Origin of the sequence: Janthinobacterium sp. PC23-8 (assembly GCF_002250505.1) — a bacterium.
GTDB lineage: Bacteria > Pseudomonadota > Gammaproteobacteria > Burkholderiales > Burkholderiaceae_D > Janthinobacterium.
The window spans coordinates 3,195,820-3,209,560 of record NZ_NJGY01000001.1 but is presented as its reverse complement, the minus strand read 5'-3'; the positions used below and the strand labels follow the sequence as shown (position 1 = coordinate 3,209,560).

General features: G+C 65.5%; 13 protein-coding genes. 6 read left to right on the top strand and 7 right to left on the bottom strand.

Annotated elements, in window-relative coordinates:
- The first annotated feature begins 125 nt into the window (after positions 1-125).
- The 6 genes from CD932_RS13805 (at position 126) to trpC (ending at position 6,031) form a co-directional block, all read left to right on the top strand.
- Complete coding sequence (locus tag CD932_RS13805; protein ID WP_094443124.1) at positions 126-767, top strand: hypothetical protein; 642 nt, start codon at positions 126-128, stop codon at positions 765-767.
- Positions 768-790: 23 nt separating this feature from the next.
- Positions 791-2,041: an SLC13 family permease gene (locus CD932_RS13800; RefSeq protein ID WP_094443123.1), complete on the top strand. Its 1,251-nt coding sequence runs from the start codon at positions 791-793 to the stop codon at positions 2,039-2,041.
- Entirely contained in the window at positions 2,038-3,279 is a 1,242-nt protein-coding gene (locus CD932_RS13795) for an MFS transporter (protein ID WP_094443122.1), read from the top strand. The genes CD932_RS13800 and CD932_RS13795 overlap by 4 nt, the downstream gene beginning before the upstream one ends.
- A 244-nt stretch (positions 3,280-3,523) precedes the next feature.
- Positions 3,524-4,087: an aminodeoxychorismate/anthranilate synthase component II gene (locus CD932_RS13790; RefSeq protein WP_094443121.1), complete on the top strand. Its 564-nt coding sequence runs from the start codon at positions 3,524-3,526 to the stop codon at positions 4,085-4,087.
- A 64-nt stretch (positions 4,088-4,151) separates the two neighbouring features.
- On the top strand, positions 4,152-5,195 hold the full coding sequence (gene trpD, locus CD932_RS13785; RefSeq protein WP_094443120.1) for an anthranilate phosphoribosyltransferase: 1,044 nt from the start codon (positions 4,152-4,154) through the stop codon (positions 5,193-5,195).
- A 35-nt stretch (positions 5,196-5,230) separates the two neighbouring features.
- Complete coding sequence (gene trpC, locus CD932_RS13780; protein WP_094443119.1) at positions 5,231-6,031, top strand: indole-3-glycerol phosphate synthase TrpC; 801 nt, start codon at positions 5,231-5,233, stop codon at positions 6,029-6,031.
- Here trpC and CD932_RS13775 read toward each other — a convergent pair.
- The 7 genes from CD932_RS13775 to CD932_RS13745 form a co-directional block, all read right to left on the bottom strand.
- Positions 6,024-7,190, bottom strand: a complete 1,167-nt coding sequence (locus CD932_RS13775) for a GGDEF domain-containing protein (RefSeq protein WP_094443118.1) — start codon at positions 7,188-7,190, stop codon at positions 6,024-6,026. The genes trpC and CD932_RS13775 overlap by 8 nt on opposite strands.
- A 117-nt stretch (positions 7,191-7,307) precedes the next feature.
- Positions 7,308-8,450 (bottom strand): diguanylate cyclase, encoded by a 1,143-nt coding sequence (locus tag CD932_RS13770; RefSeq protein ID WP_254926578.1) that lies wholly within the window; start codon positions 8,448-8,450, stop codon positions 7,308-7,310.
- Positions 8,451-8,657: 207 nt separating this feature from the next.
- Positions 8,658-10,499, bottom strand: coding sequence for a M61 family metallopeptidase (locus CD932_RS13765; protein WP_094443116.1), 1,842 nt, complete (start codon positions 10,497-10,499; stop codon positions 8,658-8,660).
- A gap of 13 nt (positions 10,500-10,512) precedes the next feature.
- Complete coding sequence (locus CD932_RS13760) at positions 10,513-11,085, bottom strand: NTP transferase domain-containing protein (protein ID WP_094443115.1); 573 nt, start codon at positions 11,083-11,085, stop codon at positions 10,513-10,515.
- Positions 11,082-11,546, bottom strand: a complete 465-nt coding sequence (locus CD932_RS13755; RefSeq protein ID WP_094443114.1) for a (2Fe-2S)-binding protein — start codon at positions 11,544-11,546, stop codon at positions 11,082-11,084. Before CD932_RS13755 ends, CD932_RS13760 begins: the two co-directional genes overlap by 4 nt.
- Before the next feature lie 127 nt (positions 11,547-11,673).
- Positions 11,674-12,399 (bottom strand): DsbC family protein, encoded by a 726-nt coding sequence (locus tag CD932_RS13750; RefSeq protein ID WP_254926577.1) that lies wholly within the window; start codon positions 12,397-12,399, stop codon positions 11,674-11,676.
- Positions 12,400-12,468: 69 nt separating this feature from the next.
- Entirely contained in the window at positions 12,469-13,695 is a 1,227-nt protein-coding gene (locus CD932_RS13745; RefSeq protein WP_176460951.1) for a UbiH/UbiF family hydroxylase, read from the bottom strand.
- Between the last annotated feature and the right edge of the window lie 46 nt (positions 13,696-13,741).

Genomic DNA, 13,741 nt, shown 5'->3' with positions numbered 1-13,741 from the left:
CCCACCGGCGCCAGGCGCGGACGCGCCACCGCCGCCGCCACCGCCCGCACCACCAGCCGGCGAGGCACCACCGCCGCCACCGCCACCACCTGCCGGCGGCACCCAGCCGTAAGAGCGCTGGCGCAATGAGACTGCATGCAGCCATCCTGGCGGCGCTACTTGCCTGCACCGGCGCTGCCTTCGCCCAGGCGCCACCCGACGCCGAGGGCGTGGTGGCGCGCTACCTGACCACGCCCTATGGCGAGGTCAATGGCCTGCGCCTGGAAAACGGCACGCTGGCCCTGTTTGCACCGCACCTGGCGCAGCGTTTTTTCGATTCGAGCAGCGTCGGCGACCTGGTGCGGCTGAGCGGGCGTAACGGCGCCGATGGCGTGATGCGCGCGACTAGCCTGTTCAACCTGACCACGCGCAGGACGGTGGCCGACCTGGCGCCGGCGCCGCCGGCACCACCGGCAAACCGTCCACTGGCAACGCTGGAGCGCATCGAGGTGGCCGGCACGGTCGAGCTGGTGCTGCGCGGACCGCGCGGCGAAGCCAACGCCGTGATCCTCCATGAGGGCGCAGTGGTGTATTTCCGCCCCGACCTGATCAGGATACCGCTGGCGCGCCAGCAGCCGTTCGCGGCGATCGGCATCGGCACGCGCGGCAGCTGGGGGCCGGCGCTCGAAGCGGTGGCGGTCGGCGCCGACCTGGCCGCAGCGCGCGCGGCGATGCAAGCTTCTATTGTCCCGCCTCCCCCTCCTTCCCCACCACACCCCCTACCCTGAACCAACGCACCGGAGCACCACGCATGTCGACTGAAATTGTATTGTGGAGTATTACCGGCCTGACCATGGCCGGCATCGTGCTGCGCCCGGGAGGCTTGCCGGAAGCCCTGTGGGCCAGCCTGGCGGTAGCGGCGCTGCTGCTGCTGCGCCTGATCGCACCGAACGATGTGCTGGTGGGCGCGGCGCGCGGCGTCGATGTGTATCTGTTTTTGGGCGGCATGATGCTGCTGGCCGAGATGGGCCGGCGCCATGGCGTCTTCGACTGGCTGGCGGCGCACGCCGCGCGCGCCGCCGGCGGTTCGGGCAGCCGCCTGTTTTTGCTGATTTACCTGGCCGGCACGCTGGTCACCGTCTTCCTGTCGAATGACGCCACCGCCGTGGTGCTTACGCCTGCCGTGTATGCGGTGGCGCGCGCGGTCGATGCGCCGCCGCTGCCCTACCTGCTGGTGTGCGCCTTTGTCGCCAACGCGGCCAGCTTCGTGCTGCCGGTGTCGAACCCCGCCAACCTGGTGATGTTCGGCGCGCACATGCCCAGCCTGGGCCACTGGCTGGCGCTGTTCCTGCTGCCCTCGCTGGGCGCCATCGTTGTCACTTACCTGGTGCTGCATGGGCGGCTGCGCGCCACCTTCGACGTGGCCATCCGCACCGACGTCGAGGTGCCGCAGCTGGCGCCGGCCGGCCGCCTGAGCGTCGCCGCGCTGGCCGGCACGGCGCTGCTGCTGGGCTGGGCGTCGGCGCGCGGCATGGAGCTGGGCGCCGTCACATTGGGCGCCGCCGCGCTGGCAATGCTGCTCACATGCCTGCTCGCGCGCAGCTCGCCGGTGCTGCTGCTGCGCGCCGTGTCGTGGGATGTGCTGCTGATGGTGGCCGGCCTGTTCGTGCTGATCCAGGCGCTGCAGCAGCACGGCGTGGTGGCCATCCTGGCCGACCAGCTGCAATCGCTGCAAGCGCGGGCGCCGGCCATGGCCGACAGCGCCATCGGTGTGGTGCTGGCGTTTGCCTGCAATCTGTTCAACAACCTGCCCGCTGGCCTGCTGGGCGCGGCCACCCTCGACCATGTGGCAGCACCGGCGCCGCTGCGGGCGGCGGCCATGATCGGTATCGACCTGGGACCGAACCTGTCGGTCAGCGGCTCGCTGGCCACCCTGCTGTGGCTGACGACCTTGAAGCGCGAAGGCGTGCAGGTCGGCGCCTGGACCTTTTTGAAACTGGGCGCGCTGGTGATGCCGGCCAGCCTGCTGGCGGCCCTGCTGCTGCTGTGGGCGCAATCATGAGCGCGCCGGGCGCGCTTGAACGCGCCATCGCCACGCCGTCGGGCGGCAAGCTGATGGCGCTGGGGTTGTTGAATTTTTTCCTCGCCGATTCGCGCGATGGCCTGGGGCCGTTCCTCGACGCCTATCTCACCACGCAGGGCTGGCGCCCGATGGAGCTGGGCCTGCTGGCCACCATCGGCGGCGTGCTGGGGCTGGTCGCCGGCATCCCGGCCGGCGCGCTGGCAGACCGCAGCCACCACAAGCGCCTGATGATCATCGCCCCCGTTACCCTGATCACGCTGATGAGCATGCTGTGCATCGCCTTTCCCGGGCGCGCGGTGGTGTTTTCGACGCAAACGCTGGCCGCGCTGGCAGGCGTGCTGATCATGCCCGCCTTGTCCGGCATTACCCTGGGCCTGGTGGGACCCGCGCGTTTCGGCGAGCAACTGGGCCGGAACGAGGCGTACAACCATGGCGGCAATATGGTGCTGCTGGGCGCCACCTGGGGCGCCAGCGCCTGGTTCGGCCTGCCCGGCGTGGCCACGCTGATGATCGCCACCACCCTCGCCACGGTGGCGGCCGCCCTGGCCATCGATGCGCGCAGCATCGATCATCTGGCGGCGCGCGGCGGCCAGGCGCTCGCCAAACCCGGCGCGCAGCCGCATGCTTCGACCTGGCGCAGGCTGCTCCACAACCGTCCGCTGTTGCTGCTGAGCGTGGCCTTGTTGCTGTTTCACTTCGGCAACGCCCCACTGGCGCGCCTGATCTCCCAGCAGTTTGCGCTGCAGATGCAGCGCCCCTTCGAAACGACGGCGATCATTACCATGGTGTCGCAAACGGCGGCGCTGGCGGCGGCCGTGGCGGCGCCTTTCATCATCGGCCGCGAGCGGGTGCGCACGGCGGCCGTGCTGGCCATGCTGACCTTGCCATTGCGCGGCGTGATCGCCTGGTCGTTTTCCAGCTTCGGCATGATTTATCCGGTGCAGCTGCTCGACGGCCTGGGCGTCGGCCTGCTCGGCATCCTGACACCTTTCCTGGTCGAGCGCCTGACGCGCGGCAGCGGCCACTTCAACCTGGCGCTGGCGGCGGTGATGGTGGTGCAAGGCGTGGGCGCGGCGTCGAGCAATATGGTGGCCGGCTACCTGGTGACGCACTACGGCTACCCCGTCACCTATCTGCTGCACGGCGCGATGGCGCTAGCCGCGCTGGCCGCCCTGCTGCCGGCGCTACGCCCCGCACGGTCAGATGCGCGCCGATAAAAATCGCATGCGCACCCGCACTGCATGGCCGGATATTGGTGTAATATTAGGCCATGCAACAATTCTCTTTCCGCTTCCTGTCCTTCCCTTGCTGGTGCTGGCGTCAAGCCTGACCACAACTCCCCTATCGCCTGCGCACCGCGCGGGCAGCAAAAACAAACCGTGCTACAACACTGCCAAACTGGAAAGTTTGCGGCCGTGCACGGAAAACCAGTCACCCAATTCAACCAGGTTAGGCACCAACATGCTGCTGATGATCGACAACTACGACTCCTTCACCTACAACATCGTGCAGTATTTCGGCGAGCTCGGCGAGGATGTGCGCGTATACCGCAACGACGAAATCACGATCGAACAGATCGAAGCGCTGAACCCGGACCGCATCTGCATCTCGCCCGGCCCGAAGGCGCCCGCGCAGGCCGGCATTTCGGTCGACGTGCTGAAACACTTCGCCGGCAAGAAACCCATCCTCGGCGTGTGCCTGGGCCACCAGGCCATCGGCGAGGCGTTCGGCGGCAAGGTGATCCGCGCCAAACAGGTCATGCACGGCAAGACTTCCGTCATCGCCCATACGGGCGTCGGCGTATTCAAGGATATCCCCAGCCCCTTCACGGTGATCCGCTACCATTCACTGGCCATCGAACGCGCCTCGCTGCCAGCCTGCCTGGAAGTGACGGCGTGGACGGATGACGGCGAAATCATGGGCGTGCGCCATCGGCAATTCGATATCGAGGGGGTGCAGTTCCACCCCGAATCGATCCTGTCGGAGCACGGCCACGCCCTGCTGAAAAATTTCCTCGAGCGCTGATTGTTCAAGCACGCGCCAGCGTGCCCCCAGCGTCCTCCTGCGCCATCAATGAAGAAAGAAGCATATGCCGATCACCCCACAAGAAGCCCTGCTGCGCTGTATCGAACACCGCGAGATTTTTCACGACGAAATGCTGTACCTGTTCCGCCAGATCATGTCCGGCGAGATGTCGCCCACCATGATCGCGGCGCTCACCATGGGCCTGCGCGTAAAAAAGGAAACCATCGGTGAAATCGCCGCCGCCGCGCAAGTGATGCGCGAGTTTTCCACCAAAGTACCGATGGCCGACACCACCCATCTGCTCGACATCGTCGGCACCGGCGGCGACGGCGCGCACACCTTCAATATCTCCACCGCCGCGATGTTCGTGGCGGCGGCGGCCGGCGCGCGCGTGGCCAAGCATGGCGGGCGCAGCGTCTCGTCGTCCTCCGGCAGCGCCGACGTGCTCGACTCGCTGGGCGTGAACATCAACCTGCAGCCCGAGCAGATCGCCCAGTCGATCGCGCAGACCGGCATCGGCTTCATGTACGCCCCCAACCACCATGCGGCCATGAAGCATGCGGCGCCGGTGCGCCGCGAACTGGGCGTGCGCACGATTTTCAATATCCTCGGACCCTTGACCAATCCGGCCGGCGCGCCGAACATTCTGATGGGCGTGTTCCACGCCGACCTGGTCGGCATCCAGGTACGCGTGCTGCAGCGCCTGGGCGCGCAGCACGCCATCGTCGTCTATGGCCGCGACAATATGGATGAAGTATCGCTAGGCGCCGCTACCCTCGTCGGTGAACTGGTCAATGGCGACATCCGCGAATATGAAATCCACCCGGAAGATTTTGGTTTGCAGATGATCGCCAGCCGCAACCTGAAGGTGGCCGACGCCGTCGAGTCGAAAGCGAAGATGATGGAAGCGCTGCGCGGCGAGCCGGGCGCCGCCGCCGACATCGTGGCCCTGAACGCGGGCACGGCGCTGTACGCAGCCGGCGTGGCCAGCTCGATCGAAGACGGACTGGCGCGCGCGCGCACGGCCGTCAGCTCAGGCGCGGCGCTGGCAAAACTCGAGCAATTCGTGCAAGTGACGCAGCAACTGGGCCAGCCGGCCCAAGCTTAATTCTCACCGCAACCTTTTATAAAGCAGCCACCATCATGTCCGATATCCTCAATAAAATCCTGGCCGTCAAAGCCGATGAAGTGGCCAGGGCCAAGTCCCACCGCAGCCTGGCCAGCCTGCGCAGCGACGTGGAAAACGATGCTGACCTGCGCGCGAATCTGCGCGGCTTCGAAGCGAGCCTGCGCCAGCATATCGCCTCTGGCCGCCCCGGCATCATCGCCGAAGTGAAAAAGGCCTCGCCATCGAAAGGCGTGATCCGCGCCGATTTCCACCCGTCCGATATTGCCGCCAGCTATGCGCAGCATGGCGCGGCCTGCCTGTCGGTGCTGACCGACGTGCAGTTCTTCCAGGGCTCGATCGAGTACCTGCAACAGGCGCGCGCCGCCTGCGCCATTCCCGTGCTGCGCAAGGACTTCATGGTCGACCTGTACCAGATCTATGAAGCGCGCGCGATGGGCGCCGACTGCATCCTGCTGATCGTCGCCGCGCTCGACCATGGCCTGATGGCCGAGATGGAAGCGTGCGCCCATGAACTGGGCATGGGCGTGCTGATCGAAAGCCACGACGGTGACGAGCTTGACGCGGCATTAAAACTCAAGAGCGCGCTGATCGGCATCAACAACCGCAACCTGCGTACCTTCGAGACCTCGCTCGACACCACGCTCGGCCTGCTGCCGCGCATCCCGCAGGACAAACTGGTCATCACCGAGTCGGGCATCCTGACGACCGGCGATGTCGAGCGCATGCGCGCCGCCGACGTGCACAGCTTCCTGGTGGGCGAAGCGTTCATGCGCGCGCCGGACCCGGGCGTGGAGCTGGCGCGCCTGTTCAGCTGACCAGGCTGGCGCTGGTGGCGCAGGCGCCGGTCAGGCCGACGATATCGAATTCAATGCGGTCGCGGCCATTTTCCTTGGCCTGGTACAGCGCCATATCGGCGCGCGACAGCAACTGCTCCAGTTCTTCGTCTGCCGAGGCCTGGCAGGCCACGCCGATGCTCACGGTGCACGGCGGCAGCCCCTTGCCGTTCGGTGCGCACAGCAAGGTGCGGATGCGCTCGGCCGCGCTGAGCGCATGGTGCGGCGCCATGTCGGGCATCAGCACGACAAACTCCTCGCCGCCGAAACGCGCCACGCAATCGGATTCGCGCAGCGCGCCGCTGATGACGGTGGCCACATGCGCCAGCACCTGGTCGCCCACGGCATGGCCGTGGCTGTCATTGATCGACTTGAAATAATCGAGGTCGATGCTGAGCAAGGTCAGCGGAAGGCGGTAGCGCCGCAGCTTGGCTTTTTCGCGCGCGTAGGCATCGCCAAAGCCGCGCCGGTTCAGCACCTGCGTCAGCGGATCGTGGGTCGAGCGGCGTTCGAGGATGGTTTGCAGACGGCGCGTGGCCACCGTCATGAAGCCCACTGTCAGCAGCAGCGCCATGAAATTGGCGGTGGCCAGATAGATGCTGGCGCGCGTGCCGGCCACCAGCAGATTGATGCCAGCGCCGCCATACACGATGGCCGAGATACCCCGCGTCAACACCACGCCAGCTTGCACCAGCATCAGGCCGCCGAAGAAAAAGCTGGAAAAGTGCCGCTCGCCGTGTGACCACACCAACTGCGCCTGGCGCGCATAGAACAGAAAGACGGTCAGCGAAAAGAGCGCCACGCGCGCGGAAAAATCGGCGTGCACCAGCAGGTACCAGGCCAGGCCGGCCGTGCCCAGGCCGCAGGCCAGCGCATAAAAGCGCAAACTGGGCTTCTGGTCATAGAATTTTTCCGTGCCCAGCATCGACAGGCCGATACCGAGCAGCAGGCTGGCGTTGGCGCCCAGCAGCGAGACCTCGCCGGGAAATGTGTTACGCGTGCCGAACAGCAGCGAGGCGCACACCAGCAGCAGCAAGCCGGCCGACCAGTGGCCCAGGCCGTCGACTTCGCGCCGGAAGCTGCGATAGACGGAAAACATGACGATACTCATCGCACCGCACATCACGGTAGTCATCAACATGATGGTGCGAGGATCGAGTGTTTCCACAGTCTGGCAGGGCCTAGAATTAAATTACGGTGATTTTAGTGCAGTTACATTCAGTTCCACTGTTCCCAACGGAAATATAACCCTGCGGCCTCAACTAAACAAGCGCATGGCCGGCGCCAGCGTGGATGGCGTGCTGGCATCACCGGCGATTTCGACGCGGTCGCGGCCCCGCTGCTTGGCGCGGTACAGCGCCTGGTCCGAGCGCAGCAGCAGGCTGTCGAGCGCTTCGCCATGCGCGCGCTGGCAGGCGATGCCGATGCTGAGCGTGCAGGCCGGCAAGCCGGACACCGGGCGCGGCTCGCGCAGTGCATGCTGGATACGCTGCGCCACCAGTTCGGCGCGCGCCAGCCGCGTGTCCGACAGCAGCACCACGAACTCTTCGCCGCCAAAGCGCGCCACCGCGTCGCCGCCGCGCAGCACGCCGCTGATCACGCCGGCCACGTCGATCAGCACCTGGTCGCCCACGGCATGGCCGTGCAGGTCATTGATGGCCTTGAAAAAATCAAGGTCGATGCTCATCACGGCAAACGGCGCGCCACTGCGCCGCGCGCGCGCGTTTTCCCTGGCGTGGACTGCGTCGAAACCGCGCCGGTTCAACACCGACGTGAGCGGATCGCGGTTCGAGCGCTGCTCGAGCACCGTCAGCAGATGGCGCGTCGCCACCGTCATGAAGCCGACCGGCAGCAGCAGGGTCATGAACGACAGAATCGCCAGGTACAGGCCTTGATTGGGGCCACCCTGGGGCAGGTCCTGGCCGGCGATGACGGTCTGCAGGGCCATCACGCCGCGATGCAGCAAGGCCAGCGTCGGCAGCAAGCTCAACAGGGCAAATATCCAGGTGGTCAGGTGACGCTCGCCATGGCGCGCAATGACCAGCGTCTGGTTCAACAGCAGCGCCATCATCAGAAAGGAATACATGGCCACACGGGTGGGAAAATCGGGCCGCCAGGCCAGCCAGACCAGCATCACCACCAGGCCCAGCAGCCAGGTCGCGTGGAACAGGCGCCAGCCCGGCGCCTCGCCATAGAACTTCTGCGTGCCGATCATCTGCATGCCGGCGCCCCACAGGAAGACGGAGTTGGCGATCGGCAACAAAACCAGGTCCGGCAACCGGCCGTTCAGGGCAAACAGGGCGCTGGCCAATATCAGGTTCAACAGGCCGAGCACCCACTCCCGCAGGCCGCGCACGGATTGCGGGAAGCTCCGTTGCGCGGAAACCATGACCGCAGCCATGGCGACCGCCATTACGGTGGACATTAGAATAATAGTAGCGGGATCAAGTTTCACAAGAAAAAGTACAATGGCGGCGTACCGCTCCGGCCATGCCGGAAAGCACGAGAAATTTCGCACAAGAAATTGTACCTTGAAATACTATCCAAAAACCACGGCCAGGGCGAATCTCATGGACGAACTGTCCGCCCTGCCGCGTTTTACCTGCTTTTACAACACTTGCATGCTGGGGCGCGGCAATGCCGCCGTTTTTTTGCCTGCGGGCGTCACCGCCATGCTGACGCCAGGGACACGGTCACCTTGCAATACCGCCGTAAAACTGAGCAGTTCGTCACGACGGAAGGCGTGGATGACGACCTCAGCCCCGACCGCGTAGCGCGACAGCAAGGCCTCCAGGTTGGCCGGATTGCCCGTCACGCGCAAGCCATCGAGCGCCACCAGCACATCGCCCGCCGACAGGCCGGCCTGGTGGGCGGCGCCGCCCTGATGCACCTGCGCCAGCCTGGCGTCGTTGCCGTCGCGGCCCAGGCTCACGTCCAGACTGGGTTTGTCGCCTTTGCGCGCGTCGCTGTATGTCACGCCGAACGGCGCCAGCAAACGCGCCAGCGGCACGTCGTCGGTGCCGCGGATATAGCGCTCGAAGAACGGTTTCATGCGCGCGCCGCTGATTTCATCGAACAGCGCCTCGACTTCGGCCGGCGTCACGCCACGCGCTTTGCCCTGGTAAAAATCGCGGCCATAGCGCTGCCACAGCGCCAGCATCACGTCGTCCAGCGATTTGTCCCCGCCGGTCTTGCTGCGCAGCGTCAGATCGAGCGCCAGCGCGATCAGCGAGCCCTTGGTGTAGTAGCTGACGATGGCGTTCGGCGCGTTTTCATCCTGGCGGTAGTATTTGCCCCAGGCGTCAAAGCTGGAATCGGCCACGCTCTGCTTGTTGCGGCCGCTGCCGCGCAACACGCTGTTGACGGTCTTGCCCAGCAATTTGAAATAGGCCGCTTCGTCGATCAGGCCGGCGCGCACCAGCATCAGGTCGTCGTAATAGCTGGTAAAGCCTTCGAACAGCCACAGCAGCGGCGTATAGCTTTCCGCCTGCAGTTGGTAGGGTGCAAACGCGGCCGGCTTGATGCGCTTGACGTTCCAGGTATGGAAATACTCGTGGCTGCACAGGCCCAGGAATTTCAGGTAGCCGTCGCCGATCTCGGCGCTGCTGGTGGCCGTGGTGGGCAGGTCGGCGCGCGCGCAGATCAGCGCGGTCGAAGCGCGGTGCTCCAGCCCGCCATAGCCGTCGCCCACCGCCATGGTCATGAACACATAACGGTCCATCGGCGCTTTTTTGCCTGTCGGTTCAAAAAAGGCGATCTGGGTTTCGCAGATGGCTTTCAGGTCGCGGCACAGCCGGTCCAGGTCCAGGTTCGGCACCTTGCCGGTGACGACGATATCGTGCGGCACGCCATGCGCCTTGAAGGTGGCCAGCGCGAAGTCGCCCATTTCCACCGGATGGTCGATCAACTCGTCGTAATTGGCGGCCTGGTAGCTGCCGAAGCCATAGCGTTTGGCTTTCAGTTCCGGCAAGGTAGTGGCCACGCGCCAATGCTTGCAGGCGGCGTCCTTCGGCTGCACGATGTTCACTTCATGCGGTGCCGACTCCTGCCCCAGCACGCTCAGGAACACGCTGGTGCCGTTGAAAAAACCGTGCTGCTGGTCGAGGTGGGCGGCGCGCACCGACAGGTCCCAGGCGTAGACGTCATATTCCACCACCAGGGCGCCGTCGCAGGGTGCGGCCTGCCACGAGTGCTTGTCGAGCTTGGTCAGCGCCACGGCCTTGCCGCCGCAGTCGGCGCGGATGCTGACGATATTGCGCGAAAATTCACGGATCATGTAGCTGCCCGGAATCCAGGCCGGCAGCGACAGGATCTGGCCGATGGCGGCCGGCTGTTTGACGGTCAAACTGACGCGCAACAGATGGCCAGCCAGGTCCAGCGCGGCGATGGTGTAGATGACGCCGGCGGCAGGCGCCCTGGCGATGGCTTTTTTCAACGCTGTTTTTTTCATGTTTTCCTCGTGATTACAAATCGTCCGGCGTATCGACGTCGCGCAAGACGCCATTATCGGCCACCATCACTTCGCGCGCCACATGACCGTGCACGATGGCGCGCGCGCCCTGGTCGCCGTCCAGCGCCAGCAGCAGCGGCAAGTGAACAGCGCCAAACGCCACCGGATTGCCGCGCCGCCCCTGGAACACGGGCACGGCGATGTGCGCGCCGTCGCCAATCGCATGCGACAGGGCGGCGATCGTCGCCGGCGCCACATGCGGCATATCGCCCAGCGCGATCAGCCAGCCCGGCGCGCCGCGCACATGGCCGATGGCGCAGGTCAGCGAGGCCGCCATGCCGGTATCGGCGTCATGGCAGACGCGCACCTCGCAGCCCATGGCGCCCAGCAGGCGCGCCACCTGCGTGTCGTCCGGGCGCACCACGGCCAGCACGCGCGGCAGCGCGGCGAGCAAATTGCTGGCCGCCGCCAACACCACCGCCTGGCCCGCATGCGGCCCTTCGGCCAGCGGCTGCAGCAGTTTGTTGCGCACGCCGGAGGGGTCGAAACGGCGGCCCCTGCCGGCGGCCAGCAAGATGCCTATCATGTTGGCGCCAGCGTGGCGGCGGCGTCCTTGATGGCGGCGCGGATGCGCTGATACGTGCCGCAACGGCAGATATTGCCGCTCATGGCGCCGTCGATATCGGCGTCGCTGGGCGCCTTGTTGGTGCGCAGCAGCGCCGTCGCGCTCATCACCTGGCCGCTTTGACAATAGCCGCATTGCGGCACGTCGTGGCGCACCCAGGCCGCCTGCACCGCCTTGCCCACCGGGTCGTGCTCCATCGCTTCGATGGTGGTGAGCTGGTGCCTGGCCACAGTTGATATCGGCGTGATGCACGCGCGGATCGGCTGGCCGTCCAGGTGCACGGTGCAGGCGCCGCACAGGGCCGCGCCGCAGCCGAACTTGGTGCCGGTCAGATTGAGGTTGTCGCGCAGCGCCCACAGCACCGGCGTGGAAGGATCGGCATCGACCTGCATGTCGCGGCCATTGATATTCAAGGTGATCATCTGCGGCTCTGGCTCTTTATGGGGATGGCATGGCGCCAACGCTCCATCATACCCAAAAAGCGCTGAAAAAATCGTGCAAAAAAAAGCGCGCCTTCGAGGGCGCGCCTGCCTGCTTGCCGGGTGACGATTATTTGATGGTCGACAGTTTCTGTTCCAGCGCCTTGCTGTCGATCGCGCCCGGAATGCGGCTGCCGTCGGCAAAGAAGATCGCCGGCGTGCCCGAGACGCGCAATTGCTGGCCCAGCGCCAGGATCTTGTCGTGCGGGTTGGCGCAGGTCGTGGCCACGGCGGCCGGCACTTTACCGTTCAGCATCCAGTCGTCCCAGGCCTTGTTGCGGTCGGGCGCGCACCAGATATTGCGCGACTTGACGATCGAGTCCGGCGACAAAATGTTGTACATGAAGGTGTAGACGGTGACGTTGTCGATTTCCTTCAGCGCGTTCTGGCGGAAGCGCTTGCAATAGCCGCAGTTCGGATCTTCGAACACGGCGATCACGCGCTTGCCGTTGCCCTTGACGGTTTTCAGGGCCGAGGCCAGCGGCAGGTCCGAGAACTTGATGCGGTTGACATCACTGATGCGCTCCTTGGTCAGGTCCTGCGAGGTCCTGGCGTCGAACACGTGGCCGACGAACAGGTACTGCGCATTCTTGTCGGTGTAGAGAATATCGCCGCCGGTGTTGATTTCATACAGGCCGGCGTACGGCGTTTCCTTGACCGAATCGACCTTGACGCCGTCACCCAGGCGTGGCTCGATCAGCTTCTTGATGGTCGCCTCGGTCGGTGTCTCGGCGCCGGCGCACGACATCATCAGGCCAGAGGCCACCAACAATGCCAGTTTGCTTGTTTTAATCACTTACTTCTCCAATTGATCACAAAACAATCGCCGCAGGCATTGCTGCGGCGATCTTGTTCTGCGTTGCTGTTACCGTTGATGTCCGAGCGCGTGCGAAATCATTTTCCGCTTCAGCGCCGGCAATTTGTCCAGCAAGTTTAATCCCAAATTGCGAACCACGCGCAGCGGCTCCAGATCGGCACCGAACAGACGCGCCAGGCCATCGGTGGCCAGCAGCATCAGCATCACGTCTTCCTTGCGCGCGCGCGCATAGCGCGCCAGCACGCGCTCGTCGCCGATGCCGCGGTGCGCTTCGCGCTCGCCGATGGTTTTCACCAGTTGCGCCACGTCGGCAAAACCGAGGTTCATGCCGTGGCCCGCCATCGGGTGGACCACGTGAGCGGCATCACCGACCAGCGCCACGCGCGGCGCGACCATCGCGTGCGGGCGGATCAGGCGCAGCGGAAAGGCGCGTATCAGTTCGGGCTGCAGCGGCGTGAGCTTGCCCAGTTTATCCTGGCACCAGGCCGACAGGCGCGCGGCCAGCTCCGTGGCCGATTCGGCCTGCAGGCTGTCGGCCAGCGCATCGGGCGCCGACCACACCAGCGACACCCGGTTGCCCGGCAAAGGCAACAGCGCAATGATGCCGTCGGCGCCGGTGAACCACTGGTGGGCCGCGCCATGGTGCGGCTTTTCGCAGGCGAAGTTGCCGACCACGCCGCGCTGGCCGTAGGGGCGGTAATCGAGGCCGATATCGCACTGGCCGCGCACCCACGACTGCGCACCGTCGGCGCCCACCACCAGGGCAGAGGTAATGGTGTCGCCGCCGTCCAGATGCACGATGGCCGCATCGGCCGTCCATTCGATGCGCGTGGCCTGGCCGCGCACCAGGCTGACGTTCTGCGCAAACCGCAAGGCCGCGTCCAGCGCCTGGCCCAGGTTGCGCTCTTCGATGATCCAGGCCAAGGTGCCCACATGGGCGCCATAGGCGTCAAAACCGAGCGCCCCGGCCTGCGCGCCGTCGCCATGGACCAGCATGGCGTCGACCGGCGCCACGCGGGCGGTGTCGAGCGCGCCCCATACCTTCAGCGACGACAGCAACTGGTGGGCCGTGTGATTGAGCGCATACACGCGCACATCCCAGCTGGCGTCATCGGGCGGCGCGGCCGGTTTCGCCGGGCTGAGCAAGATGACGCTCTGGCCGGCCTGGGCCAACGCCAGCGCCGTGGTTTTCGCAATGGCGCCGTCGCCGACGATGCAAACGTCGCTGTGACTGTGCAGCGGGCGCCGCATGGTAGGGGAAGATGGACTGTTCATGCGGCCATTATAGCGTTTGCCAGCCGCTTTTTCGCGCGACAGACGC

Excerpts from the sequence above, each read along its gene's own strand:
- trpD (WP_094443120.1), top strand. The coding sequence starts at position 4,152 with ATGCCGATCACCCCACAAGAAGCCCTGCTGCGCTGTATCGAACACCGC.
- CD932_RS13805 (WP_094443124.1), top strand. The coding sequence starts at position 126 with ATGAGACTGCATGCAGCCATCCTGGCGGCGCTACTTGCCTGCACCGGC.
- CD932_RS13765 (WP_094443116.1), bottom strand. The coding sequence starts at position 10,499 with ATGAAAAAAACAGCGTTGAAAAAAGCCATCGCCAGGGCGCCTGCCGCC.
- CD932_RS13770 (WP_254926578.1), bottom strand. The coding sequence starts at position 8,450 with ATGGCTGCGGTCATGGTTTCCGCGCAACGGAGCTTCCCGCAATCCGTG.
- CD932_RS13760 (WP_094443115.1), bottom strand. The coding sequence starts at position 11,085 with ATGATAGGCATCTTGCTGGCCGCCGGCAGGGGCCGCCGTTTCGACCCC.
- CD932_RS13755 (WP_094443114.1), bottom strand. The coding sequence starts at position 11,546 with ATGATCACCTTGAATATCAATGGCCGCGACATGCAGGTCGATGCCGAT.
- trpC (WP_094443119.1), top strand. The coding sequence starts at position 5,231 with ATGTCCGATATCCTCAATAAAATCCTGGCCGTCAAAGCCGATGAAGTG.
- CD932_RS13775 (WP_094443118.1), bottom strand. The coding sequence starts at position 7,190 with ATGTTGATGACTACCGTGATGTGCGGTGCGATGAGTATCGTCATGTTT.
- CD932_RS13800 (WP_094443123.1), top strand. The coding sequence starts at position 791 with ATGTCGACTGAAATTGTATTGTGGAGTATTACCGGCCTGACCATGGCC.
- CD932_RS13795 (WP_094443122.1), top strand. The coding sequence starts at position 2,038 with ATGAGCGCGCCGGGCGCGCTTGAACGCGCCATCGCCACGCCGTCGGGC.
- CD932_RS13790 (WP_094443121.1), top strand. The coding sequence starts at position 3,524 with ATGCTGCTGATGATCGACAACTACGACTCCTTCACCTACAACATCGTG.
- CD932_RS13745 (WP_176460951.1), bottom strand. The coding sequence starts at position 13,695 with ATGAACAGTCCATCTTCCCCTACCATGCGGCGCCCGCTGCACAGTCAC.